General features: G+C 68.0%; 19 protein-coding genes. 10 read left to right on the forward strand and 9 right to left on the reverse strand.

The window, feature by feature from the left end:
* The first annotated feature begins 72 nt into the window (after nucleotides 1-72).
* Nucleotides 73-1,638: a glutamine-hydrolyzing GMP synthase gene (gene guaA / locus ACFC4D_RS08115; RefSeq protein WP_375963306.1), complete on the forward strand. Its 1,566-nt coding sequence runs from the start codon at nucleotides 73-75 to the stop codon at nucleotides 1,636-1,638.
* 126 nt (nucleotides 1,639-1,764) lie between these two features.
* Here guaA and ACFC4D_RS08120 read toward each other — a convergent pair whose 3' ends face one another.
* The 7 genes from ACFC4D_RS08120 to ACFC4D_RS08150 form a co-directional block, all read right to left on the reverse strand.
* Nucleotides 1,765-1,965 (reverse strand): hypothetical protein, encoded by a 201-nt coding sequence (locus tag ACFC4D_RS08120; protein WP_364640608.1) that lies wholly within the window; start codon nucleotides 1,963-1,965, stop codon nucleotides 1,765-1,767.
* Nucleotides 1,958-3,643, reverse strand: a complete 1,686-nt coding sequence (locus tag ACFC4D_RS08125; RefSeq protein ID WP_376062194.1) for a PspC domain-containing protein — start codon at nucleotides 3,641-3,643, stop codon at nucleotides 1,958-1,960. The genes ACFC4D_RS08120 and ACFC4D_RS08125 overlap by 8 nt, the downstream gene beginning before the upstream one ends.
* A gap of 89 nt (nucleotides 3,644-3,732) precedes the next feature.
* The gene (locus ACFC4D_RS08130; protein WP_375963311.1) at nucleotides 3,733-4,377 is read right to left on the reverse strand and encodes an MspA family porin; all 645 of its coding nucleotides are present in this window, start codon (nucleotides 4,375-4,377) and stop codon (nucleotides 3,733-3,735) included.
* A gap of 106 nt (nucleotides 4,378-4,483) precedes the next feature.
* On the reverse strand, nucleotides 4,484-8,539 hold the full coding sequence (locus tag ACFC4D_RS08135) for a WD40 repeat domain-containing protein (protein WP_376062195.1): 4,056 nt from the start codon (nucleotides 8,537-8,539) through the stop codon (nucleotides 4,484-4,486).
* Nucleotides 8,540-8,604: 65 nt separating this feature from the next.
* Entirely contained in the window at nucleotides 8,605-9,255 is a 651-nt protein-coding gene (locus ACFC4D_RS08140; protein WP_376062196.1) for an MspA family porin, read from the reverse strand.
* A 202-nt stretch (nucleotides 9,256-9,457) separates the two neighbouring features.
* A complete protein-coding gene (locus ACFC4D_RS08145) occupies nucleotides 9,458-10,426 on the reverse strand; it encodes an alpha/beta hydrolase (protein WP_375963318.1) in 969 nt (322 codons plus the stop codon).
* Nucleotides 10,427-10,621: 195 nt separating this feature from the next.
* On the reverse strand, nucleotides 10,622-11,866 hold the full coding sequence (locus tag ACFC4D_RS08150) for a PucR family transcriptional regulator (protein WP_376062197.1): 1,245 nt from the start codon (nucleotides 11,864-11,866) through the stop codon (nucleotides 10,622-10,624).
* Between the two features lie 211 nt (nucleotides 11,867-12,077).
* Between ACFC4D_RS08150 and ACFC4D_RS08155 the strand changes: the two genes are divergently transcribed.
* Nucleotides 12,078-13,400 (forward strand): PspC domain-containing protein, encoded by a 1,323-nt coding sequence (locus ACFC4D_RS08155; RefSeq protein ID WP_364640584.1) that lies wholly within the window; start codon nucleotides 12,078-12,080, stop codon nucleotides 13,398-13,400.
* Between the two features lie 4 nt (nucleotides 13,401-13,404).
* A complete protein-coding gene (locus tag ACFC4D_RS08160) occupies nucleotides 13,405-14,052 on the forward strand; it encodes a response regulator (protein WP_375963324.1) in 648 nt (215 codons plus the stop codon).
* Nucleotide 14,053: 1 nt separating this feature from the next.
* Here ACFC4D_RS08160 and ACFC4D_RS08165 read toward each other — a convergent pair whose 3' ends face one another.
* Nucleotides 14,054-15,208 carry a serine/threonine-protein kinase gene (locus tag ACFC4D_RS08165; protein WP_364640578.1) on the reverse strand — a complete coding sequence of 385 codons (1,155 nt, stop codon included), beginning with the start codon at nucleotides 15,206-15,208 and terminating at the stop codon, nucleotides 14,054-14,056.
* Nucleotides 15,209-15,376: 168 nt separating this feature from the next.
* Between ACFC4D_RS08165 and ACFC4D_RS08170 the strand changes: the two genes are divergently transcribed.
* The 5 genes from ACFC4D_RS08170 (at nucleotide 15,377) to ACFC4D_RS08190 (ending at nucleotide 20,488) form a co-directional block, all read left to right on the forward strand.
* Entirely contained in the window at nucleotides 15,377-16,303 is a 927-nt protein-coding gene (locus ACFC4D_RS08170; protein ID WP_376062198.1) for a hypothetical protein, read from the forward strand.
* Between the two features lie 64 nt (nucleotides 16,304-16,367).
* Nucleotides 16,368-17,996 carry a DNA polymerase Y family protein gene (locus ACFC4D_RS08175; protein WP_376062199.1) on the forward strand — a complete coding sequence of 543 codons (1,629 nt, stop codon included), beginning with the start codon at nucleotides 16,368-16,370 and terminating at the stop codon, nucleotides 17,994-17,996.
* A 130-nt stretch (nucleotides 17,997-18,126) separates the two neighbouring features.
* A complete protein-coding gene (locus tag ACFC4D_RS08180; RefSeq protein WP_364646510.1) occupies nucleotides 18,127-18,888 on the forward strand; it encodes an alpha/beta hydrolase in 762 nt (253 codons plus the stop codon).
* Nucleotides 18,889-18,959: 71 nt separating this feature from the next.
* On the forward strand, nucleotides 18,960-19,520 hold the full coding sequence (locus tag ACFC4D_RS08185; protein WP_376062200.1) for a YdeI family protein: 561 nt from the start codon (nucleotides 18,960-18,962) through the stop codon (nucleotides 19,518-19,520).
* A complete protein-coding gene (locus tag ACFC4D_RS08190; RefSeq protein ID WP_376062201.1) occupies nucleotides 19,517-20,488 on the forward strand; it encodes a sucrase ferredoxin in 972 nt (323 codons plus the stop codon). Before ACFC4D_RS08185 ends, ACFC4D_RS08190 begins: the two co-directional genes overlap by 4 nt.
* Nucleotides 20,489-20,497: 9 nt before the next feature.
* Here the strand turns inward: ACFC4D_RS08190 and ACFC4D_RS08195 are convergent, their stop codons facing one another.
* The gene (locus tag ACFC4D_RS08195; protein WP_376062202.1) at nucleotides 20,498-22,027 is read right to left on the reverse strand and encodes an FAD-dependent monooxygenase; all 1,530 of its coding nucleotides are present in this window, start codon (nucleotides 22,025-22,027) and stop codon (nucleotides 20,498-20,500) included.
* A 141-nt stretch (nucleotides 22,028-22,168) separates the two neighbouring features.
* Here ACFC4D_RS08195 and ACFC4D_RS08200 point away from each other — a divergent pair, with 141 nt between their 5' ends.
* Both ACFC4D_RS08200 and ACFC4D_RS08205 read left to right on the forward strand, forming a co-directional pair.
* Complete coding sequence (locus tag ACFC4D_RS08200; RefSeq protein WP_376062203.1) at nucleotides 22,169-24,205, forward strand: CocE/NonD family hydrolase; 2,037 nt, start codon at nucleotides 22,169-22,171, stop codon at nucleotides 24,203-24,205.
* A 60-nt stretch (nucleotides 24,206-24,265) separates the two neighbouring features.
* Nucleotides 24,266-25,630, forward strand: a complete 1,365-nt coding sequence (locus ACFC4D_RS08205; RefSeq protein ID WP_376062204.1) for a QsdR family transcriptional regulator — start codon at nucleotides 24,266-24,268, stop codon at nucleotides 25,628-25,630.
* Nucleotides 25,631-25,672: the final 42 nt, after the last annotated feature.

Raw genomic sequence — 25,672 nt, forward strand, 5'->3', positions numbered from 1 at the left:
GTCTCGTTCCGATCGAGGCGACTTCTTGCTGGGAGAGGCGGGTCCGCTGTGTCCTATGTCGCTCTTTAGACTATGACGGTGGCAGATACCCAGCGACCAGTCCTAGTTGTCGACTTCGGTGCGCAGTACGCGCAATTGATCGCGCGCCGGGTGCGCGAGGCGAGCGTGTATTCCGAGGTGGTGCCGCATACCGCCACCGTCGAGGAGATCGCGGAGAAGCAGCCCCTCGCCGTGATTCTCTCCGGTGGTCCGTCCAGTGTGTACGCGGAGGGCGCGCCGCAGCTGGATCCGCGCCTGTTCGATCTGGATGTGCCGGTTTTCGGCATCTGCTACGGATTCCAGGCCATGGCGCAGGCGCTCGGCGGCACCGTCGCGCATACCGGGACGCGGGAGTACGGCCGCACCGAGTTGAGCGTTGACGGCGGCATTCTGCACGGCGGCCTGCCCACTCGGCAGCCGGTGTGGATGAGCCACGGCGACGCGGTCACCGATGCCCCGGCCGGTTTCGAGGTCACCGGCACCTCCGCGGGCGCGCCGGTCGCGGCGTTCGAGAACCTGGAGCGCCGCCTCGCGGGTGTGCAGTACCACCCCGAGGTGCTGCATTCGCCGCACGGTCAGCAGATTCTGAGCCGCTTCCTGCATGAGATCGCGGGCATTCCGGCGGCGTGGACGGCGTCGAATATCGCTGAGGCGCTGATCAATCAGGTGCGCGAGCAGGTCGGTGACGGGCATGCCATCTGTGGTCTGTCCGGTGGTGTGGATTCCGCGGTGGCGGCGGCGCTGGTGCAGCGTGCCATCGGCGACAAGCTGACCTGTGTGTTCGTCGATCACGGTCTGCTGCGCGCGGGTGAGCGGGAGCAGGTGCAGCGGGATTTCGTGGCCGCGACCGGCGCGAAGCTCGTCACCGTTGACGCTGTGGACAAGTTCCTGGGTGAGCTCAAGGGCGTCACCGATCCGGAGGAGAAGCGCAAGATCATCGGCCGGGAGTTCATCCGGTCGTTCGAGGACGCTGTCTCCGAGGTGGTCGGCGAGCAGGGCGAGACCAAGGTGGAGTACCTGGTGCAGGGCACCCTCTACCCCGACGTGGTCGAGTCCGGCGGCGGCACCGGCACCGCGAATATCAAGAGCCATCACAACGTCGGCGGCCTGCCCGACGATCTGGAGTTCTCGCTGGTCGAGCCGCTGCGCCTGCTGTTCAAGGATGAGGTCCGCGCGGTCGGCCGTGAACTCGGCCTGCCCGAGGAAATCGTTGCGCGCCAGCCGTTCCCGGGTCCGGGTCTGGCCATCCGCATTATCGGCGAGGTGAATCAGGACCGCCTGGATCTGCTGCGTCAGGCCGATGCCATTGCGCGCGAGGAACTTACCGCCGCCGGTCTGGACAAGTCGATCTGGCAGTGCCCGGTGGTGCTGCTCGCGGATGTGCGCAGTGTCGGCGTGCAGGGCGACGGCCGCACCTACGGTCATCCGATCGTGCTGCGCCCGGTCTCCAGTGAGGACGCGATGACCGCGGACTGGACGCGCCTGCCGTACGAGGTGCTGGAGCGCATCTCCACCCGCATCACCAATGAGGTCGCGGACGTGAACCGCGTAGTGCTCGATGTGACCAGCAAGCCGCCGGGCACCATCGAATGGGAGTGAGTGCGGCAGGTTTTCCTGACGCATAACGAAGGCCCCTCGCCGTACTGGCGAGGGGCCTTCTGCCTTCTCGGAGGGCAGTCCGGTTAGGCGGTGCGCTGCCCCGGCGAGGGTGGGGCAGCGCGTGATTCAGTCTCTGTTCTTCCGGGGGGAAAGCACAAGCACGATTCCGACAACAATGGCCGCGATGACCAGAATCCAGCCGAGTGAGATGCCTTCGGACACCGGCCAGGAGCTGGGTCCGATGAAGGCCCAGACGCTCACTCCGAGGCCGAGCAGGCCCGCCAGCAGCAGTGAGAAGGACGGTTTGCGATTCTTCTGCTCAGCCACGACGCACCTCCGCATTACCCATTTGCACATCCACGGTCAGATTGAGGACCGGACCCGTTGCGGGGCCGGACATTCCACTCACACAGTTCGAATCACCGAGCCGCACCGTGCAGGTGGTGTTCACCCGCAGGTTCTCCGGCAGCACCACGCGGGCATCGCCCATGCGCACCGAGACCTTGGTGGTCTTGTCCTCGGTCAGCGCCAGTTTGCTCAGGTCGAGGGTGGCCGAGCCCATGGAGACGTGATACTCCGGCAGCAGTTCGGTTCCGGCGGCCGCGGACCAGGTGCGATCACCCATCGCGCCCTGATCGAATTGGATCGGCCCGATCAGCGAGGACAGGATGACGAATCCGGCCAGCGGGGCGAGCAGCACCATGAGGCCGTAGCCGCGGCGCAGGAACGCGCCGATGACGAGTCCGAAGGCCAGCACCGCCAGTGCGGCCGCGCCGATTCGGCCGGGTGTCATCCATTCCACGCCCGCCGCAGCCGCCGAACCCGCTGCCGCCGCGGCCAGGATGGAGAGGCCGATGACGACGGGGGTCAGCCGGGAGCGCGGCTTGCGCGGAGCCACCTGGACCGGTTGCGCTTGCGACTGTGCCGGAACGGGTTCGGGCAGATCCCAGGCCAGCGGTGCCACCGCGAGCGGATCCCAGTCGGGCGGGGTGGGGCCGAAGTCGGGGGAGATCGGAGCCGGACCGTAGGCGTAGGAGGGGCGTTCGCCGGTCGGTGGAATGCGGTGCAGGACAGGCGCTTCGGGCGGGTTCGGCGGTACCGCCGGACTGTCGCCGGGCGGGATGTCGAGGGCGGTGCCGGTGGACTCCGATGGCGTCTCCGCGTCGGAGTTCGGATCGTCCCGGGTCGTCGCGCTCTTGGTCAGCACCACCGTGTCGTTGGTGGTGACCGCCGGAATGTCCTGTGCCGCAGCGTCTACCGGCGGTTCGGCCGGGACATCGGTCGCTTCGTCGGCCGGAGCGTCTTTGCGGAGCAGTACGGTCGTGGCCTGCTCGGGCATCGGAACACCCTGGGCGGCAAAGGCTTCGGTGGGGGCTTCCGCGGCCTGCTGGGTCGCCGGGTCCGGGACATAGCTGTCCGGGAGTTTGGTGTACGGCCCGTACGTCTCGAAAGGCGCTGTGGTGCCGGGATATCCGGTCCAGAACGGGGAGTTGGCGACCGGGAATCCGCCGAGCGCGCCCTCACCCACCTGTTCCAGATATCCGATCGGCGGTTCGGGCTGGCGCTGATGCAGCAGCCACCACCCGGCCAGCATGAGCCCGAAGCTCACCACACCGGATCCGCCGAGTCCGATGCCGACGGGGCCCATCGTGCTCACGGCGATCCCCAACGCCACCAGGAGCACGATGGTCTTGGACGAGGTCTGCGAGCTCTGGCCCTTGCCGAACAGCGATTCCGCCGCCGAGGACTGGTCGCCGGCCTGGTTGAGCAGCAGCCAGCCGAGCAGGTAGAGCACGATGCCCGCGCCGCCGAACAGCGCCGAGACCACGAACGCGACCCGGATCAGTACCGGGTCGACGTTGTAGCGGCGGCCGAATCCGGCGGCGACGCCCGCGATCGGTCCCTGCTGGGGCAGGCGCAGCGGCCGGCTCTGCCACATCTCTTGAATCTGTTCCGCGAAGCCGGCACGCCCGGTGCCCCTGGACCAGTCGCTCGTTCTCGTCATGGCTTCCATGGTGGTTGTGCGCCGGGTCCGGGCGCATCGGGGAAGACCCTGAAACCGCACCTGAATTGCCTGTCGGGGCGGGGAATCGCTCAGAGCGTGATCAGGTCTCCGTAGACCGCGCCGCTGCCGCCGTCACCGTCGGAGTTGGCGGTGATGATGGTGTACGGCCGCAGTGTGAGCTGTCCGCCGCAGCCGGTGACATTGAGGTGGAAGTCCTTGTTCATCAGGTATGCGAGGCTGCCGTCGCCGGGCAGATCCTTCTCCCCGGCGAGCACATCGGCGATCTTGCCCGGGGCCAGGTAGATGTCGAGCCCGATACCGCCGTACACGGTCGGCCCCATCGACATGTCGACCCCGGCCTGCGGACCGTCCAGCCCGACGCCCGCGTGCGCGGTGACGCCCGGATTGGGATCGAACTCGGGATCGATATGCAGTTTGGCGTCCACGTCGACCTGGCACGCCACGTAATACCCGGCCTTGAGATGCCCCTTGCCGCCCGCCGCGATCTTCCCGTAGGAAGTGTTGTCCAGGAACACTTCCCGATTGGTCGGCATCCCGTTCATGGGCGGCACCGGCCGCACATCCTGATCCTGATTCCCCACCGTGAACTCGAACCCGTTCGGCGTGGAGTAACTCTTCTCATGCGGGGCGGACGTCACCGCGCCCGCCCCGGGCGCGCCCAGCACGCACCCGCCCACAGCGATCAGGGCAGCCACTACCCATGTGCGTTGCATTCTTCTCCCCATCCACCAGGCGACCCGCCCTGCGAGCCAGCACTGATGATCTAGCCGCAACCTCCATGGCTGCTGCGGGATGACTGTGAATCGCCTGTGCGCGCGGTCAGTCGCAGGGCGGGTGGTAGGGGAGTTGTGGCAGGTAGCGCTGCCAGAGTTCGGGGGTCCAGTATTTGCCGGTGATCGTGCACACACGGTCGACGGCGGTCTGTTCGTTCAAGTCCCACAGGCGGATTGCGCCGTCGTCGGTGACGCCGACGAGGTGGTGGCCGTTCGGAGGGAACGTGAGGATCCACGGGGCGGTTCCGGGTTCGATGAGGGGCGCGCCGCTGCGGCGCGGGTGGGCGCGGTCGGTGAAGTCCCAGAGTTGTACCGATCCATCGGTGCTGGAGGTGGCCATGGTTCGTCCGTCGGTGGTGAACACCAGCGATGACACCATTTGTGAGTGCGCGGCGATGGGGTCGCCCAGTGGGGTGAATCGAGTTGGGTCGCTGATGTCCCACAGCCGGATGGTCTGCTGGGTGATGGTGATCATGGTGCGCTGATCGGGGGAGAACTGCACACCGCGTAGAAATTGGTCACCGGCTATGCGAAGCGGGTCGCCTTGGCTGCGCGGGTGGTCCGGATCGGTGATGTCCCAGCGGGTGACGACCATATCCAACTTCGTGGGTCCGCCCGTCTGCTGCCCTGTGATCAGGGTTTTGCCGTCGATACCGAAGTAGACGTCGGTGGCCGCGGCCGATTCCAGAGTCAGCGGTGCGCCCGATGCCCGGGGGTGGGCGCGGTCGGTCAGGTCCCAGAGTTGGACCCGGTCCTTACTGTCCACGGTGGCCAGGGTCCGCCAGTCCGGGCTGAACCGGAAGGTTTGGGTCTGATCGCCCGGTACCTGCCACTGGGCCTGCACCGTGATGTGTGCGGGGTCGGACAGATCCAGGAACTGTAGTGGCGCGGCACGATTCGGGTCGACCAGCAGCAGGATGCGACCGTCCGGGGACAATTCGGTGCTGTAGAGGCCGGGTGGTACCCGATATTCGCCGATTCGACCGGGGGCGTTGCGGTTCCGCAGGTCCCAGACGGTGATGCGACCGTCACTGGACTGGGTGGTCATGCGGTCGCCGCTGATGTCGAAATGCGGCGTCGACATACTTCCGGCGTGCCCGGTGAGCATCGACGGCGGCAGTGACCAGGTCAGGATTTCTCCACCTACACCGGCCGCCAGTAGATTTCGCCCGTCGGCGGTGAAGGCGAAATCCAATGGTTGTCCGGTACAGGGAAATTCGGAGCTTCGTACGCGGCAGGTGGTGCTCGTGACCGAGAGCTCATCTGTAATCAGCGCCGGGACTTCGGGTTCGGTGACGTTCCACAGCGCTATGCCCTTGGCGCCGGAGAACGCCAGGGTGCGGCCATCGGGGCTGTAGGCCAGGGCCGTGACACCGGTGGTGCCGGTGGCGAGCGGCATCCCGACCTGCTGTGGTTTGGCGGGATCGGTGATATTCCAGAACTGGATGAAGCCCTTGCTGTTGAGCGAGGTCGAGGTCCCGCCGTAGGTGGCGACGGCCAGGGTGCGGCCGTCGGGGCTGAAAACCGGATCACCGATCGAGATTTCGCCGGGAGCGAGCCGATCGACGATGACCCGTGTTGTCATATCGTCGCCGAGGCTCAGCAGTTCGATGGCCGCGGTGAACGCATTTCCGTCGGTGTCGCGCCCGACAGCCAGCATGCGACCATCCGGGCTGACCGCGATGTGTGGGGTCGACAGGACTGTGGTGGGGCTGTGTAATTCATGGGCAGGTCCCGAGATCGGGGCGACGGGATTGCGCAGGTTCCAGAACGTCAGACGGTCGTTGGCGACCAGGACGAGGGTGCGGCCGTCACTGCCCGCGAATCGCATATCCATGACGTTCTTACCGGGTGGCGGTAGCACCGAGAGTTGTCGCGGAGTGGCGGGATCGCGCATATCCCAGATCAGGATCCGCCGGTCCTGATCGCTGGTGGCCAGCAGCGCGCCGTCCGGGCTGGCGGCGATGAAGTCGACGTCGGCGAGTGGCCGGCCCAGAGCCACCGGGTGGCGCGGGTCGGTCACATCCCATCTGCGCACTGTGTTGTCCCAGCTGAGCGTGGTGAGCACATTGCCCGGGCGGTAGTGCAGCTGCCAGACGCCGTCCGGATGCCCCGGACTCGTGGTGACCAGTGGCATGTCCTGGGTGCGCAGCAGCCGCGTGCGCACCTCCTCGTCATGCGGGCGCAGTTGGCGTGCAACCAGATACAGCTGTGCGGCCAGCGACGGATCCGAGCCGCGCATGCGGTCGGCCTCGGCCAGCACCGCGGTGAACGTCTTGTTCTCGCGCTGTTGATCGACCAGCCGGGTCTGAGCGTAGGCGGCGAAGCCGAGCACCAGCAGGGCGGCACCGAGCACCGCGAGGATGGCCTTGGTGCGCGAGGACCGGCGGCGGGTGCGGATGCGAGCCGTGCTCGCGGCGGTAAGGAACTCCTCGGCCAGTGGACCGACGGGCGGCGGATTCACGTGGTCGAGAGCGTTCCGGAGCCGGGTGCCGCGATACAGCAGGGAGGAATCACGCTCCTGCGCAGCCCATTCCGCGGCATCGAGCTCGACGCGCTGACGCACCAGGTAGCCGACTCGGTCCTCGTCGATCCAGGCGCGCAGGCGTGGCCAGGCGGTGAGCACTATCTCGTGGGTGAGGGTCACGGCGTCCGCGTCGAGACTGATCAAGCGGGTTCGGGACAGCAGCTCCAGCACGGCGGTGGCGTCCTCGGGATCGCCTGCTCGGCGGAGCAGTTCCGGGCGCTGTGCGGTACGGCGGGTGTCGCGCGAATCCTGGCTTACCACAACGAGTCCGAGCAGAATATTCTTCGCCGCGGTTTGTTGCTGTTGGGTCAGCTCGTTCCAGGCGTGTTCGGCCGTCTCGGTGACCGAGCCGACCACCCCGCCCGCGCGGCGGTAGCCGTTCGTGGTGAGGCGGCGGCCTTCGCGCTGCTGCCAGGTCGCGGCCATGACGTGGGATAGCAGGGGGAGGGCGCCGGGGTCGTAGGTGGGGCGGCCGTGGTGGTCGCCCGCGCCGCAGAGTTCGGTGATGACGAGTTCTTCGAGGCCGGGTTCGAGTTCCAGGCCGACGGCGCGGGCGGGGGCCGAGATCGCCTGTGCCAGTTCGTCAGGGCGCATGGGGCCCAGGAGGTAGCTGCGCTCCTCCAGGGACTGCTGGAGGATTTGATAGTTGAGGCAGTGGGCGTAGAAGTCGGCGCGCAGGGCGAGTACGACGGCGATGGGGTCGTCGGTGCGGGTGGCGGCGGTGTGCAGGGTGGTGAGGAAGTCCTCGCGTTCGCGTTCGGTGGCGCAGGTGGTGAAGAGTTCCTCGAACTGGTCGATGATCAGCAGTCGGCGCGGGCCGTCCGCGCGCGGGGCGAGGGCCGAATCGAGCTGTGCGGGTGCTGAATCGGCTTGCGCCGCTTCTTCCTGCGCGAGAGCTGGATTTGCCTGCGCTGGCAGCGAATCGGTTGGTTCGGGGTTCGAGGCCGATTGCGTGAGCGCCTCGGCGAGTGCGGTGAGTGGGTGTGTGCCGGGGGTGAGTGCGGTTGTCTCCCAGTCGGTGAGGGCGGGGATGATGCCTGCCGCGAGTAGGGAGGATTTGCCTGCGCCGGAGGCGCCGATGAGGGTGATCGGGCCGGTGGTGGTGCGGATGAGGTCGGTGAGTTCGGTGGTGGCGCGGGTGCGGCCGAAGAAGAGGTTGTGGTCGGCGCTGGCGTAAGAGATCAGGCCGGGGTAGGGGCAGGCGGATTCGGTGTCGGCTTCGGGGTTCCAGGTGGTGGCGGAGTGCCAGAGGCGTTGCCATTCTTTGGGTTCGGCGAGTTGTCGGGTCAGTGGTTGTCCGGATTTGCGGGCCAGGTCGATGAGGGTGAGCACCACCGGGAGCAGGGATTCGAAGCGGGCGGGGACATTTCGGCCCGCTTTCCAATCGCTGATGCGCTGTGCGGACGCGCCGCCCGGGCGGGTGCCCTGGGCGGCGCGCATGCGTTGTTCGGCTGCGGCGGCGACGCGGCGGAGGGTCGGATTGCCCGCCGCCTCATATAGTTCGGCGAAGCGCTGGGCGAAATGCGTTCGGGGTGAACGGACCTGGGGCTCGGAGTCGGTGTCCCCGGTCACCATGGTCCGTCCGGCATTCGATCGCTCCCCGCCCGCATACCGCCAATTTAGCCGCCGTCGTGCGCGGATCACAGCGACATCGGGTCGCCGAGAACGTATTCCGTCACGCTGGCCTCGGGTGAGGTGGCCTGGATGACGGTGTACGCCTGCACGGTCAGTGGTCCGCCGCAGTTCTGCACGGTGAGGCGGTAGTCGCGGTTGATGATGTAGCCGGTGCCGCTCGCGGGCAGATCCTTATCGGTGAGCGCGGGCGGCAGGGTCAGATCGATGATCTTGCCGGGCGTGATCGACAGGTTGGCTCCGATGCTCGCCCCGAGCTCGGGTGAGATCGATACGCTGGCGGTCGGTGTCACCTCGGTCAGGCTCGCGCTCGCCCCCACCGAGGCGTTCACATCGATGCCCGCGCTGGCCTTGATATCGAATTTGACGTCCAGGTCGACGGCGCAGGCGATGAACCAGCCCGTGTGCAGGTTGCCGGTGCCGCCGGTGACGGTCCCGTAGGACGTGTTGTCCAGGTACGCCTCTCGACTGGTCGGCATGCCGTTCAATGGTGGCACCGGGCGGATGGCGTTATCGGTGTGCCCGACGGTGACGCTCATGCCGTTGGGCGCGGTCACCGTCTTCTCGTGCGGTGCCAGTGCTCCGGCCTGTGCCTCGCCCGTCTGAGCGATGAGGCTGAGTGCGGTGAGCGCTCCGGCGATCGCGGTCTTGATGATCATGTCTGGTTCCTCCCCGAACCTTGTTGCGGGACTCGATGACCCGCTGATCGAAAGGTAGGGAGGAACGCGGTTCCGGACGCCGAAGTTTCGGGCCGGACGGTTGAAAAACCGCTGGTAGCGGATGGTGTGACCGGTTATCCGGTCCGGCCGCGCACGAGCCGGTCCGCTGTCCGGACCGGACAGGAACCGGCTCGTATCGCGTTCAGGCCGAGCGGTATTCGCCCGCCGCGTCGAGGATGCCGTCGACGAAGGAACCGATCTCGGCGACGGCGGCCGTGGCCTCCGGCGCGAACCCGGCCGCCGCCTGGAACACATGCACCTGATCGCCCCAGATCTGCAGCCGGCACGGGACGCCGTGCGCCAGTAGCCGTTCCGCCATCAGCACGGCGTCGGGGTAGAGCATCTCCGAGGAGCTCGCCTGGATCAGGGTCGGCGGCAGACCGGTGAGATCGCAGTGCGCGGGCGATTCCGGCACGATTCCGCCGCCCGCCGCGCGCGCCATCACCTCGAACGCGGGTATCGCACCGGGGGCGAAGATATCGCAGGTGTGGGCGGTGGCCGCGGCGAGCTTGGCGCTGAAATCCCAATCGGCGAGCGGGGCCATGGACACGATGGCGGCGGGCATGGGCAATCCCCGCCTGCGGATCTCCACCGCGGTCATGAAGACCAGATAGCCGCCCGCCGAATCGCCCATGAGGGTGATCTTCTCGGGTGGATAACCCCACTCCAATGCCCGCCGGTAACCGTCGACGCAGTCCGAAATCGCCAGTGGGATGCCGTGTTCGGGCAGCTTGCGATAGTTCACGGCGAGCACCCGGGTGCGCAAGCGCACCGCGAAACGCGCGGTCAGTTGCCGGTGCAGATGCCGTCCGCCGACGACGAAGCCGCCGCCGTGCAGATACAGCACGAAGCGCTCCGGATCCACGACGTCCGGGACGGTAAGTGTCGCACCGCATTCGGGCAGCGCCACCGCGGTGCGGGTGAGCCCGCGCGGACCGGGCAGTGGACGCCCCAGCCAGTCGGCGGCGCGGTAGGGCCAGCGCAGCCGCGGATGGCGCGCCCAGATCGAGATGAGCGGCCGCACTGTACCGCGGATCAGGGCCGATACCAGCCGGGATTGCGGGCTGCCGCCGGGAAAATCGGTGCGGTGCAGGGGATCCGACGCGGTCATGAGGGTGCCTTCCCGCCGGTGCGGTCGTGCCCGGCGGACCGGGGTCCGCGCGCACCGGGGTACAGCTGTTTCCGGCCCCGTCGCCGCCCGGCATCATCGTGTGCCGATGTGCTCGGAGACAAGTATCGAAGGCCGGAATACGCGGTGTCACTGCATGTTCGGGAGAACCCGGCGGTCCGGATTTGTGACCGGAGACTAATTCGGGACGAAGGCGGGTTCGGGTTCGCCGAGCCGGTACACCGTCAGAGCCGCCGCCAGCATCCGCGAATCGTAGGGGTCGGCGGGATCGAATCCGGTGAGTTCGGCGATGCGCCGCAATCGATAACTGAAGCTGTTGGGGTGCAGGTGCATCGCCGCGGCCGCGCTCTTGCGATCCCAGCCGTATCGGATGTGGATCTCGAGCGTCTCTAGCAGATGCGGATGCTCGATCAGCGGGGTGATGCGCGATGCCAGCCGATCCCGGGCGGGGCCGGGGCGGGTGAGCTGATACTCCAGCATCAGATCATCGAGGCGATAGGCCCCGGTGGGACGGCCCAGTTTTCGAGCCAGCACGCCGAATTCGGTGATCTGCGTACTTGATTCGGGGAGGTCGGCGCGGGCCACCGCGCCGAAGTCGATGATCACGACGGGAACGTTGAAGATCTGCTCGAGATCGGCCGCGAGGGCCGCGTACTGGGCCGCACCCCGGATGGGTCCGGGCGGCAGCAGCGCGATTCCGGCCGCGCCGTCGAAGGTGTGCAGCGCCGTGGTGCCACCGGCCAGTTCCTCCAGCGCATGCTGTGCTCGCTGCATGCGCCGCCGGGCGATGGCATTGTCCACCAGGGGAATCGAATGGTCGGGCGGCACCACCTGGAGCGCGATCATGTCGTAGCTCTCGGCGATGGTGATATCGGCGCGGGCCGCGAGATCGGCGGTGGGTGATCCGCGCAGCAGGGCGGCGCACAGTTCCCGGCGGGCTTCGCGTTCACTGCCGTACAGCGAACGTTCCACATCGGCATGGGTTTCGGCCATCGCGATGGTCGAGCGCTGGAGCACCTCGAGCAGGATCTCCGACAGCGCGATCAGATCGGGCAGATCCTCGGGCGCGGCCGCGGCGGCCGCCTTGCGCCACAGCAGGCGCACGCTGCCGAAGAACGCGGTGATGAGCACGCGCAGCGGGATGCGTTCCTCGGCACGCTGTTCGACGATCGGGGTGATCAGTTCGATCAGCTCGTGCTCGTCCACGTCCCGCCGTTCGTCGACCGCGCGTAGTACGGCCATGGTTCCGCTGATGATGCGCGCCGCGACGTCATCGGCGAAGAGTTCGTCCGGCACCTGTTCCGCGCCGGGCACGGTGGCCAGGCCGGCGGCGAAGAGTTCGTCCGCCAGTTCGGAGAGTTTGGGCAGCAATCGCAGCAGGACCGGAGCGTCGAGGGTGAGGTGATGCTGCGTGATGGACATCGCCGAATTGTCACGTGGAACAGGATTCGGCGCAATCTTTGTGCAATCCGGTCGTCGATTTCGACAATATGTTTGTCTCCGGAGACAAATTTAGACGCCGATGTTCTACATTTCGTGCACCGAGGGCGCTACCGCGCGGCGGCGGTTCTCAGGGCCGAATCGGGGTGTTTCCCGATGCCGCGTGTCACGGCCGCATGCCAGTATCGAAGGCATGTATCCGTCCGCACCCCTGTTCGACCCTGCCCGTGGGGCGTTCGATCCCGCGCGCGGGTCCGTCGACGCGGCCGGTCCGGCGGGTCAGCCGCCGAAACTGGTGCGGCGGGCGGGTGGCCGGGTGGTCGGTGGTGTGGCGGGTGGAATCTCCGATCACCTCGGCATCGACGTATTCAAGGTGCGCATCGCGTTCGTACTGCTGTCCGGTCTGCTCGGGGCCGGGGTGGTGGCCTACGGCATGCTCTGGATCTTCACCCCCGGCGGTGATGATCAGGCGCGGCCGTCCGCCTCGGAGCGGCGGCAGGCGGGCGGCCTGGTGCTGCTGGGTTTGGCGCTGTCCGTTGGCATGTCGTGGTTGTTCAGCGGTACCGCCGCGCATGTGATCGGCCCGGTCATCGTGGTGGCGATCGGTGCGGCGCTGGTGTGGCGCGAATTCGACGCGGACGGACCGCGATCGGTCATCGGCCTGCCCGCGCGGCCGTCGGTGGTCACCTGGGCGCGCATCGTCGGCGGCGCCACGCTGATCGTGGTCGGGCTGGGCGTGGTGGTGCTGGCGCGCATCAACTGGAGTTCGATGGGGTCGGCGCTGCTGGCGGTGGCGGTGACCCTGGTCGGGGCCGGACTGCTCACGGTGCCGCTGTGGCTGCGCATGGTGCGGGCGCTCAATGATGAACGCGCGGCGCGCATTCGCAATGACGAGCGCGAGGAGATCGCCTCGCATCTGCACGATTCGGTCTTGCAGACCCTGGCCCTGATTCAGCGGCAGGCCGAGGATCCGCACGAGGTGGTGCGGCTGGCGCGCAGTCAGGAACGCGAACTGCGCCGCTGGCTGTTCGACGATTCCGGTCCGGCCGAATCGAGTCTGGCCGCCGCACTGCGCACCATCTCCGGTGAGGTGGAGGATCAGCACGGGGTGAAGGTGACGCCGGTGACGGTCGGCGATGTCTCCATGGATGTGGACGACAGCGGAATCGGCCTGCCCAAGGAGCATTTCACCGCGGTGCTTGGCGCGTCCCGGGAGGCGCTGGTGAACGCCGCCAAACATGCCGAGGTGCCGTCGATCGATCTGTTCGCCGAGGTGGAACCGCATCAGGTGAGCGTGTTCGTGCGCGATCGCGGTAAGGGTTTCGATGTGAACGCCGTCGAATCCGACCGGCAGGGGCTGAGCAGATCCATCCGCGCGCGGATCGAGCGCCGGGGTGGCAAGGTGGAGATCCTGTCCACGCCGGGGCGGGGTACCGAGGTGCGAATCATCATGCCGCGCAAGGATGGTGCGGACGAGCGCATTGTGGTGCAGCAAGAGAATTCCGCCGCCGAATGAGGAGATGTTGTTGAGCGTCCGGGTGTTTCTGGTCGATGATCACGCCGTGTTCCGGTCCGGGGTGCGGGCCGAGCTGAGTCGCGAATCCGATATGGAGGTGGTCGGCGAGGCGGGCGGGGTGGCCGAGGCCATCGCCGGTATCAAGGCGACCACGCCGGATGTGGTGCTGCTGGATGTGCATATGCCGGACGGCGGCGGCGTGGCGGTATTGCAGGGCATCGAGGCGGGGCCGGTGTGCTTGGCGCTCAGTGTGTCCGATGCCGCGGAGGATGTGATCGCGGTGATTCGCGCGGGGGCGCGCGGCTATGTCACCAAGACGATTTCCGGCCCGGAATTGGCCGACGGTATTCGCCGGGTATCGGGTGGCGATGCCGTATTCAGCCCGCGCCTGGCGGGTTTCGTGCTCGACTCGTTCACCGGTAAGTCGCAGGTGCCCGAACCGCCGCTGGATCCGGAACTCGATTCGCTCACACCGCGTGAGCTGGAAGTGCTGCGGCTGCTGGCGCGCGGCTACACCTATCGCGAGATCGCCGAGAACCTCTTCATCTCGGTGAAGACGGTCGAGACCCATGCCTCGAACGTGCTGCGTAAAACCCAGCAGTCCAATCGAAACGCGTTGACGCGCTGGGCGCATCGCCGCCGTATCGACTGAATTACAGCGCCACCAGAATGACGATGATGATCAGCAGGCCGATGAGCAGGCCGATCGCCACCGCGAGCGGTCCGGCGTTGGGGCCGAGCTTGGCGAAGTCGAAACCCTTCGACTTCTGTTGCGGCGCAGCCGGAGCCGAGGCATTGGCGCGCTGCGGCCGGGGCAGCGGGCTGGAGTGCGGGCTGCGCAGTCCGGCGGCGGAATTGCGGGCCGCCCAGGCCGGAATGGTGCCGTCATCGGTGCGCACCGGCGCGCCCAGGATGTAGGGCGCGGTGCCGGGACCGAATGCGGCGGTGAGGATCTCATTGCGCGCCTCGGTCATGGTGGGGCGGCGCTGCGGCGCCGGTTCCATCATGTGCAGCAGCACCTCGGTGAGCTGTCCGCTGCGCTGCGGCGGAATGATCTGCGCCATGGCGGCGCGTTCCACGATCACATCGCTGTCCTCGTGGAAGCCGTACGGCGGCTGGCCCTCGATGGCGGTGTACAGCGTTGCGCCGAGCGAGAATACGTCGCTGGCGGCGCTGGGCTGGGTACCGCGCGCGACCTCCGGCGGCAGATAGGCAGGGGTGCCGGTGATGACGTCACCGGGATCGTCGGAGGCGTCGCCCGCACCGCTGGAGATGCCGAAGTCGCTGAGCTTGACCATGCCGACCTCGTCACCGCGATCGGCGACCAGAATGTTGCCGGGCTTGATATCGCGGTGCACGATGCCCGCCGCGTGCGCGGTGGCGAGCGCGTCGGCGACCTGTGCGCCGATCTGCGCCACCTCGATGGGGGAGAGCGCGTTGGCCAGCGAAAGTGCCTTGGCCACACTGCGAGAGGGCAGGTACTCCATCACCAGCCAGGGTTCACCGGCTTCCAGCACCACGTCGTAGACGGCGATGGCGTGTTCATGGGAGAGCTTGGCGGCGACCCGGCCCTCGTGCATGATCCGCTTGCGCACCTCCTGCGCCTCGTCCTCGCTGAGTCCGGCGGTGGTGAGCACCTGTTTGATGGCGACATCGCGGTGGAGTAGGCGGTCGGTGGCCAGCCATACCGCACCCATGCCACCGCCACCGAGCTTCGACTGGAGGCGATAGCGGCCGGCAACCAGGTAATCGGGGCCGACGATGGGACGGGCGCGTTCGGTCACGGGTGCAGGGTAGCGGAAAACCATCCTGAACGGCCTCCTTCGAAGCCGAACGTTTGCGCCACACCCTCTTGACGCGCGGCGACACTCGAGTTCTACTTTGCTTCGATCGAACATATATTCGATTATGTTAGGTAGCTGGATCGGTGCTGTCTCCTCGGGCTCGGACATCGGTTGGGAGAGGTGGGTCGATAGATGAGTGCGGCGGCGGAAGCGAAACAGGCGCAGCTCGCTGAACTGCGGCGACGCATGGCGGCCATTCCGGCGCGCGGGGTGCAGGCGGCGGTCGCGCCCGGGCCGGGTCCGGCGCCCGCCCCGCGCGCCGGGGCCGCCGCATCGCGACCGGCCGCAGCGGGGTTGCGGCCCGTCGGTGCTGATAGCGGGGTTGTGACCGGCGTATCGCCGATCACGCCGGAGCCCCCGGGGACGAGTGCTCCGCCCACGCGGGTGAGCCCGCAGGTGGCCGAGGAGAGGGGTGCGCGGGCCCTGGCCGAATCGCTGCGGCGGGATGCGCTGCCGGTGCCCGCGGCGCTCGAAAGCCTTTTGCCCGAGGGCGGTTTGGCCAAGGGATCGGTGGTGCGATACAGCGGCGGCAATGCGCTGCTGTCCGGTTTGCTGGCCGCGGTGACCGGTTCCGGCGGGCATGCCGCGGTGATCGGGCTGCCGCGTTTCGGCTTGCTGGCGGCGGCCGAAATGGGTGCGCGGCTGGATCGTTTGGCCGTTGTCGCGGATCCGGGCTCGGATCCGCTGGAGGTCGCCTCGGTGTTGCTGGATGGCCTGGATTTGGTGGTTCTGGGCTTGAACGGCGCTCGGGTGCCCATATCCCGCACCCGGGTGCTCACCGCGCGGGCGCGCAATCGGGGGTCGACGCTGGTGGTGACCGGCGGTTCCTGGGCGGGTTCGGTGCTGTGCATCGACACCCGGGTCGCCGCGTACTCCGGTCTCGGGCGCGGGCGCGGCCGGTTGCGCACCCTGCGGCTGGACGTCTCGGTGCAGGGGCGATCCGCCCAGCCCCGGACCGGGAATCTCGCGCTCTGCCCGAATAACGGCCGGGTCGAATGGGTGGATACGAATCATGTTGTGGCCGAACCGCTCACCGCCGTGCACCATGCCGTCTCCTGACCGCGATCGGCCCGGGTGTCATGCCGCGCTGTAGCGCTCTCGGCGCGTTCTCGCCGAGGCCGATGTGAAGGCGCGGCGGGTGGTGGCGCTGTGGTGCCTGGACTGGCCCGCCGTCGCGGCCGCCGCCGAGGCGGGCGCCGCGGTGACGCGGCCGGTGGCGGTGCTGTCGGCGAATCGGGTGATCGCGTGTTCGGCGACGGCGCGGGCGGCGGGGGTGCGGCGCGGGCTGCGCAAACGTGACGCGCAGGGCCGCTGTCCGGAATTGCTGGTGGCGCAGGATGATCCGGATCGGGACGCGCGACTGTTCGAGCCGGTGGTGGCGGCGGTCGATGCGACGGTGCCCGGGGTGGAGGTGTTGCGGCCCGGACTGCTGGTGCTGTCGGCGCGCGGTGCGGCGCGGTTCTTCGGATCGGAGGAGATCGCGGCGGAACGACTGGTGGACGCGGTGGCGGCGGTCGGGGTGGAATGCCAGATCGGTATCGCCGACGAGATGTCCACCGCCGTGCTGGCGGCGCGCCGCGCCACCATCGTCGAGACCGGTAAGGGTGCGGAATTCCTTGCGCCGCTGCCGGTCTCCGAACTGTCGGCCGAACCGGCGCTGGCCGCCCCGGAGCGCGCCGACCTGGTGGATCTGCTGCACCGCCTGGGTTTGCGCCGCATCGGTGATTTCGCGGCCCTGACCCCGGCCGAGGTGTCCTCCCGTTTCGGCTCCGATGCCATTGCCGCGCACCGGTGTTCCCGTGCCGAACCCGAACGCCCGCCGTCGGCGCAGACCCCGGCCCCCGACCTCACCGTCGAATACCGCTGCGACCCACCGATAGACCGGGTGGACGCCGCCGCCTTCGCCGGTCGCCTGCTCGCCACCCGGCTGCACGAATCGCTCGCCGCCGCCGCGGTGGCCTGCACCCGCCTGGCCATCCACGCGGAAACCGAATCCGGCGAACAGTTCTCCCGCATCTGGCGCTGCGCCGAACCCCTCACCCCCGACAGCACCGCCGACCGCGTCCGCTGGCAACTCGACGGCTGGCTCACCCGCCGCTCCCTCGACCGCGCCCGCCGCGCGCGCAGACCCGCTGGGACACACGAGGATTCGATACCGGAGTGGGATGAAGCCCCGGCTGATCCGATCACTCTGCTGCGTTTGGAGCCGATCGAGGTGGTCTCGGCGGGGGCGCTGCAATTGGGGCTCTGGGGTGGGGTCGGTGAGGACGAGGAGCGGGCGCGGCGGGCGTTGATCCGGGTGCAAGGGTTGCTCGGGGGTGATGCCGTGCGGTTGGGGGTGCTCAGTGGCGGGCGCGGTCCGGCTGAGCGGGTCACCCTGGTTCCGCTCGGTGAGGAGCCGGTCCCGGCGGCCGATCCGGCACAGCCCTGGCCAGGCCGCCTGCCCGAACCCGCTCCCACCGTGGTGTGGGCGACCCGGCCCGAGGTGCGCCTGGAAGCCGCCGACGGCAGCCCGATCTGGGTCACCGACCGCGGCCTTTTCACCGCTGATCCGGCACAACTGCACTGGGGTAGTCGTTCCTGGAAGCTGACCGGCTGGGCTGGTCCCTGGCCGCTGGACGACCGCTGGTGGGTCCATGGGATCCAGCACGGGGTGGCGGCTCGCGCCCAGGTCCAGCTGGATTCCGACAATCGCGTCCTACTGCTGCTCGGCTACGACCGCACCTGGCACGTCGAGGGCCTCTACGAGTGAACACCGACCGGGCGATCTGCACGATCTTCCAACCGGCGGCCGTGTTGACACTTATGGCGGCCGTGACGATTCATCGGCTATGGCGATGCGCACAACCGGCGGCGAGCTTCAGAGCGGATCCGTAGGCTTGATGATCGTGGAGTTGACGGTTGCGCGCGAGGCGTTCGGGGACGTGCTGATCGCCTATCGGGATTCCGGTCCGGGGGATGCGGCCGAGCCGCCGATCATGCTGGTGCACGGTATGGGCGGGGATGGGCATACCTGGGATCGGTTCGCGGCGCGGCTGGTGCGGCAGGGCCGCCGGGTGATCATTCCGGATCTGCGCGGGCACGGTCGCAGTGCGCATACCGATTCCTATCTTTTCCCGGAGTTCGGTGCGGATGTGCTGGCGTTGTGCGAGCGGCTCGGGCTGGATCGGGTCGATCTGGTCGGGCATTCGCTGGGCGGGTACGCGGTGTCGTGGGTGGCCATGCGGCGGCCGGAATTGGTGCGCCGCCTGGTGATCGAGGAGCAGCCGCTGCCATTGCGCTCGGGCGATGAGCAGGTGACGTTCACGCGGCGACTGCCGTCGGTGCCGGAGCTGTGGCATGCCACCACCAGTGTGCTGCGGCATCCGCGCGCGGTGCTGGCGTTCGACCGGTCCATGACCGGGACCGCGCTGGAGCAGTTCCGCAAACCGTATCCGGAGTGGTGGGAGGGGCTGGGCGAGATCACCGCGCCGACCCTGTTCCTGCGCGGCGGGCCGGGCGGCATGGTGGATCCGGTGAAGCTGGAGTCGATGCGCGCCGCGGTGCCCGATTTCGCGGTGCGGGTGTTCGGTTCCGGGCACAGTATTCACCGCGATCGGTATCAGGAATTCGAGGCCGCGGTGCTGCCGTTCCTGCACCCCTGATCGGCAATCGGGCATATTGCGTTTTCCGGGCACCGAACACCGGCGGTTCGGGCGGAATCTACAGTTAGCGGGTGTCCGCACTCGAGCGTCCCACCCTGTTCTTCGCCGATGAGCAGTCGTTTCGGGAATGGTTGTCGGCCAATCACGCCGCAGTGGACGGCATTTGGATGAAACTCGCCAAAAAAGGCTCCGGCCACATCTCGCTAGAGCATGCCGCCGCCCTGCGCCAGGCGCTGTGCTTCGGCTGGATCGACGGTCAGGCCAAACCGGTGGACGAGGAGTTCTATCTCGTCGGCTTCACCCCGCGCCGCCGCCGCAGTCCCTGGTCGCAGCGCAATACCGAACTGGTGGCGGAACTGATCGAACAGGGGCTCATGCATCCCGCCGGACAGGCCGAGATCGATCGCGCCAAGCAGGACGGCCGCTGGGACAACGCCTCGGCCGATGATCTGCCGGAGGATTTCCTGGCGGCGCTGGCCCGGCATCCCGAGGCCGCGGCCTTCTTCGAAACCCTGCCCGTGCAATCCCGCATCGCCGTCGACTATCACCTGGGCAGTGCGGTCCGCCCGGAGGCGCGGGCACGCCGCCTCGAACAGCTCATTCGCAAACTGTCCGACGGGCAACCGCTATGACATTCGACGGTATGCCGTGCTCCGCCGCCGCACTGGAGATCCCGCTCCCCGGCAGCGCGACCCGCATCACCGGCTGGCTGTGTATCGAACAACCCGGGGCCTGGGGCCGCGATGTGATCGGCGATGAGGTGCTCGGACCGGAGATCACCGCCGATCTGGCCGCCCGCACCAAGGCCGCCCGGGTGCGCCCGACCCTCATCCGCCGTCCCGGGCGCAATGAATTCACCGGTGTGCGAACGGTTCTCATCGCCAGTTCGCGCCCGAGCGGGTCATGGTGCGAGCGGTTCGAGATCACCGATCTGAAGGAACTGCTGGATCTGGACCTGCACCTGCTGAACGGTCCCGCCCCGGGTATCGGGGCGTCCGTGCCGGAACCGCCGATCCTGGTCTGCGCGCACGGTAAACGTGATCAGTGTTGCGCACGGCTCGGCCGTCCCATCGCCGCGAGTCTGATCGAGGAGTATCCCGATCGGGTGTGGGAGTGCTCGCATACCGGCGGTCACCGCTTCGCCCCCGCGGTGATCCAGCTGCCTTCGGGCCTGACCTACGGTCGCCTGGACGCGGATTCGGCGCGCGCCATGGTCGCCGCCGCCGATCGCGGTGAGGTCAGCCTGACCGGTTTCCGCGGCCGCAGCTGCTACACCCCGGTCGAGCAGGTCGCGGAAGTCGCTGTGCGCCAACTGATCAGCGATGAGAGCTATACCTCCGGCGCGGGCCAGCCCGCCGCCGGGGATGCCGATGCCGGGGCGCTGATCGACGATCTCATCGTGACGGCCACCGATATCGACAGCGCCACCGCGCGCGATCCGGCCACCTGCGCGGGCGCAGCCACCGTGACGCATCGGGACGGCCGCCGCTGGCTGGTCACCGCCCGCACCGTCGCCTACACCCCGCGCCAGGCCAGTTGCGGGGCCGGGCCCAAACCCGCGACCGCGGTGGTGGCGGATCGGATTCGATTGCTGCCCTGAGGTATTCGCCTAGTGTGTGACGGCGGAGAGCGCCTCGCGCAGATCCGCGTCACCGCGCGGGCCCGCATCCCAGCGGGCGGCGATATGGCCGTCGGGGCGGACGAGCAGGGCTCCGTCCGCCCCGAGTCCGCAGCAGTAGGCGTGCTCGCGCAGGATGGGTTCCAGGCGCAGCGGCCAGCGGCCGGTGCGCTGTCCCCAGCGGGCCGGGTTCGGGGTGAACAGGGTGAACCATTCGCCGAGCGCGTCGAGGGTGGAGCGTTCGGGGGTGAGCCACAGATGCGGCATGCGATGTCCGGGCAGCGGTGTCGGCACGTAATCGGTTCCGGTGCTTATCGATGCACTGCCGCCCAGCACGGCGTTCGAGTGGTAGGCGGCACCGAGCACCAGCCCCAGTTGCGCGAAATACTGTTCCGACCAGGGTAGTTCGATTTCGGCCGAGCCGATGCCGCCGTGTGAGACCTGCTCCTGCCGTCGGCGCTGCACCTGGAGGGTGAGCTGGGTATTGGCCACCGCCTGCCCCAGGGTGCGCTGGGCGACCGGTTGTCGTTCCGCCGCATAGCTTTCCAGCAGTCCCAGTCCGGCCCAGCCGTGCAGTAGTCCGGCCAGTTTCCAGCAGAGGTTGTGCACATCGGCGATACCGGTGTTCATACCGAGCCCGCCGACGATGGGCAGGGCGTGTGCGGCGTCACCGGCCAGCAGTGCGCGACCCCTTTGAAAGTGTTCGGCCACAATGGCATTCATCGACCAGCGCTGGACCCGCACCACCTCGATGGGAACATCGCGGTCCGGTCCGAGCGCCAGCGCGACGAGTTCATGCCAATCGGAACGGTATTCGGGGGTGCGCGCGAACCAGGCCCAGCCGCCCTCGGGATAGAGCGGCGCGAACAATCCGTCCATGGTGAAGTACACCCCGGCGGGCCGGTCCGCACACCAGCGCCGCAGGTCGGCGTCGAAGACCACCGTGGTGAAATCCGCCATCACCCCCGGCCCGGTGACGCCGATGCCGAGCCCCTGTCGCACGGTGGAATTCGCGCCGTCGGCGGCGATCACATAGTGCGCGCGGACCCGCTGCGCCGCACCGTGATCATCGAGCACCGCTTCGACGCCGTCGCCGTGCTCGCGCAGTTCGACGAGTTCGGCCCCGAACCACAGCGGTGTGCACGCCGCCGCGAGCAGGGTGGGTTCGAGCCGGTCCTGGGAGGTGACGATGCCGATCTCCGGACTCTGCGCGATCGGCGCGTCGACCCCGACCATGGCGGCGCTGGCGAAATCCGGGTGTTGCAGATTGTCCCGGAATCGAATGCGCCCGTATTTCGCCGCGAAGGCGCGGGCGGTCATGGCCGCGCTCAGTCCGAGTCCGCGGAAGATCTCCATGGATCGCACATTCACCAGCCGGGAGCGCGGGAACGGCGAAAGTTCCCGGCGCTTCTCGATGAGCAGCGCCCGAACGCCCCAGCGTTGCAGCAGTGCTCGCGCGGTGAGCCCGACCGGCCCACCTCCCACGATCAGTACATCCACCTCGGTATCCGCCCCCGGCATTTCCCCAGTGTGGCACCGGCGGGGCGGGGTGGATACGGCATCGGGAAATGTGGCGAGCGGCATCATTGCGCCCGAGCGTGTCGCTGGTTACAGTCACCACCCGTTGGGTACGTAAATGTTTCTCAGAGTTCGCGGGGATGAATGAAACTCAGAAAGCTCGGGGGACGTGCCATCGGTGTCCTCGCGCTACTCACCGCGGCGGTCACCGTCGGCGCGCTCGCCACACCGGTCGCCGCCACCGCGCCCGATGGCGGGGAGCTCGGCGTCGCGTGGACCGCCGCGCAGGACGCGCCGCTGTATCCGAATGTGCACATCGACTGGGATGTGCCGATCACCATGAGTGACGGAACAGTGTTGAAGGCCAATGTCTATCGGCCGATGGACGCGCAGGGCCGAATCGTGGACACCCCGCTGCCCACCATCGTGAATCTCACCCCGTACACGAAACTCGTGTCCAACATTGTGGATTCGGCGCTGTCGATTCCGGTGCTGCCGGATATCCTCACCAATTTCCTTGCCGGGTTCGATCTTTCGAGTGCGGGCCTGGGCGGGCTCACCGAACTCACCAAGGTCCTCCCCGGTGGCGGGGCGCGGCTGTTCGCCGCCGATCGCAAACTGGTGCAGAGCGGATACACCCAGGTCGTCGCCGATGTGCGCGGCACCGGTTTCTCCGAGGGCGTCTGGCAGGTCTTCCAGGAGCGCGAACAGCTCGACAGCGTCGAGGTGATCGATTGGGCGAGTAGGCAATCCTGGTCGGACGGCAAGGTCGGGATGAGCGGTATCTCGTACTCCGCCATCAATCAGGTGCATGCCGCCGAACACCATCCCGACGCGCTGAAGGCCATTTTCCCGGTCGAACCGGGCAGTGATCTGGTGCGCGATGTGCTGGCCACCGGCGGTGCGCTCGGCTTCGGTTTCATTCCGCCGTGGTTGCTCGGCGTCAACTTCCTCAAACTCATGCCGGATCTGACCGCGCTGTTCAGCGGCAACTTCGATTGGAAGTGGCTGGCGGATCGTTCGCAGAGCCCGATGACGTTCTTCGACTACATCATTCAGGCATTGACGGTGCAGAGCGTCCCGGAGATCCCGGACAATCTCAAGAGCCTGCTGGAGACGAACAGCTCACTGCGCCAGGGCTGGCTGGGGCATCCGGATCAGGTGCGGGTGCCGACCATGATCTACGGCGGCTGGCACGACATCTTCACCTATTCCGAACCGCGCATCTACAACGCGATTCCCTTGCCGCCCGGGCAGAAACAGCTCGTCATGGGCGATACCTACCATGCGAATCCGGGCAGCGGTTTCGGTGCGCCGGGCGCACCGCCGCGCCTGGACGTGCTGCAGCGCACCTGGTTCGACAAGTGGCTCAAGGGCATTGACAACGGCATCGACGGCTACGGCCCGGTGACGCTGTTCCAGCAGGGCGGTTCCTGGACCACCGCGGGCGAATTCCCGCGCCCCGAAGCCGATTACCGCCGCCTGTACCTGTCGGGCGCGCCCAGCGGCACCACCAACGCCAGCCTGCACGACGGCAGCCTCACCACCGAACCCGGTGCGGCCCAGCGGCTTACCGTCGGGCCGGGCCTGATGAGCCTGTGCTCCCGCGATTCCGCGCAGAGCACCGCCGGTATCACCGCCATCCTCGATATCTGCGCCAAGGACGCGCGCCCGATGGAGCTCAACGGGCTGACCTTCACCAGTCCGCCGGTGGCGGAGCCGACCATCGTCTCCGGTCCGGTGAGCGTGCACCTGAACACGGTCCTGGACGCCACCGACGGCTACTGGTCCGCGACGCTCAACGATGTCGGCCCGGACGGCAGCTCGAAGGTGCTGACCTCCGGCCAGCTCACCGCCTCGCTGCGAAAAGTGGATGACACCAGGTCGTCCCGCTCGGCCAACGGTGACTACACCGACCCGTATCCCTATCTGACCCTGGACACGCGCGAACCGCTCGTCCCGGGCCAGTCCACTCAGCTCGATCTGGGACTGACCGCGACCGATGCCGTCCTGCAACCGGGCCACCGCCTGCGCGTGGACATCTTCGCCTTCAATTTCCCGCGTGGTCTCCCGCTGCGTCCACTGCTCAACGAGAGTCAATTGCTGCCGCAGCACATCGATATCGATCCGTCCGCGCCCAGCTGGGTCATTGTTCCGCTCGGTGGCCGTCCGGGGTGGTGACGCCTGTGCCGGCGCCGCGACAATCCGCAGGTGGAAGCGGTGCCGGTAACGTAGGGCGGTATGACCGTCTCGAACAGTGAGCCGGACCTCGACAGCGCCGGGAAACGCCGGCGCTCGACCGCGGTGCGCCCGACCGATGACACCCTGCTGGACGGGGTCATCGCGGTCTTCGGCAGGTCCGGGTTCGACAGGGCCACAATGGAAGAACTGTCGGCGGCCGCGGAAACCTCCAAGCCGACGCTGTATTCGCATTTCGGCGGTAAGGAACAGCTGTTCGAGGCGTGCGTGCGCCGCGAGGCCGAGCGGCTGCGCGACTGGATGCTCGAAAGCTACCGGCGCGCAGCAGGTTTGGGCATTCAGCGGCACACCGATGTCACCACCCACGCGCTGTTCGAGTACGCGGCGCGGCACGATCAGGGCTTCCGGCTGCTGTTCGGATCGCTGAACCGGCCGCATGCCCGGCAGATCTCCAATGAGGTGCTGCGCCCGATCGCGGTGCGGATCGCCGATCTGATCCGGGTCGAACACGAGCGTGACGACCGCGCTTGGACGGCCAGCGCGGAATTCTGCGCCGCGATCGTCACCGATATCGCCGTGCGCGGGGTGACCCAGGCCGTCGAGCGGCAGCTCGATTTCACCGCCGCCGCCGAATTGACGGTCTCGATGATCGTCGCCGCCCTGCGCGGACTCGATCCCGATGCCGCGCGCGCCCTCGACCGCACCGCCCCGCCCGCGAACGGTCCGTCGTCGCGCGATGCCGAGGAATCCGCGGAACCCTATCCGGCACTGGAGATCCGGCGTCCCGCGCCCGCCGGGCGACCGTCCGGCCGCCAGCCCGGAGCCAGCGCCGAGGATGTGCTGGACGCGACCGTGCGCATCTTCCGGACCGCGGAGCGTTTCGAAGCGGGCGCTGTCGCAACCGAACTCGGTATCGGCCGGACCACCCTGTACCGCTGGTTCGGCTCCCGGGAGGGTTTGCTGGGAGCCGCCTTCGCCCGGCAGTTCGAACAGCTCGTCATCGGGATCGACGGTCACCGCGACAGCCGCGGCGCACTGCGCGTCTCGGAGGTGCTGGACCGGGCCACCCGAGCGGTGGCCGCCGATCCGGCATTACGCCGCTTCCTCACCAATGAGGCCGATGCCCTGCGCCTGATCACCCGCGCCGACGGGCCGGTCCACACCGGCAGCGTCGCGGTGATCAGCGCCCTCATCGATCGCGCCCGCGAACACGACGGTTACCGCCCGCCCGTGGATTCCGCCGCCCTGGCCTACGCCCTGGCCCGGGTCGGCGAGGCTTTCCTCTACGACGATACGGCCGGTGATATCCGCGGAGACGTCGAACATCTCCAGCAGGTGCAGCGCACCCTGCTCGGCATAGACGACTCGGGGCCTTCCCAAGAGAAAGGCCCCGGCCCCACGGTGTGACACCACGCGCGGGGCGGTCGTGCTCGGGCCGTTCCCGATGCG

Source organism: Nocardia sp. NPDC056000 (genome assembly GCF_042269265.1).
Lineage (GTDB): Bacteria > Actinomycetota > Actinomycetes > Mycobacteriales > Mycobacteriaceae > Nocardia.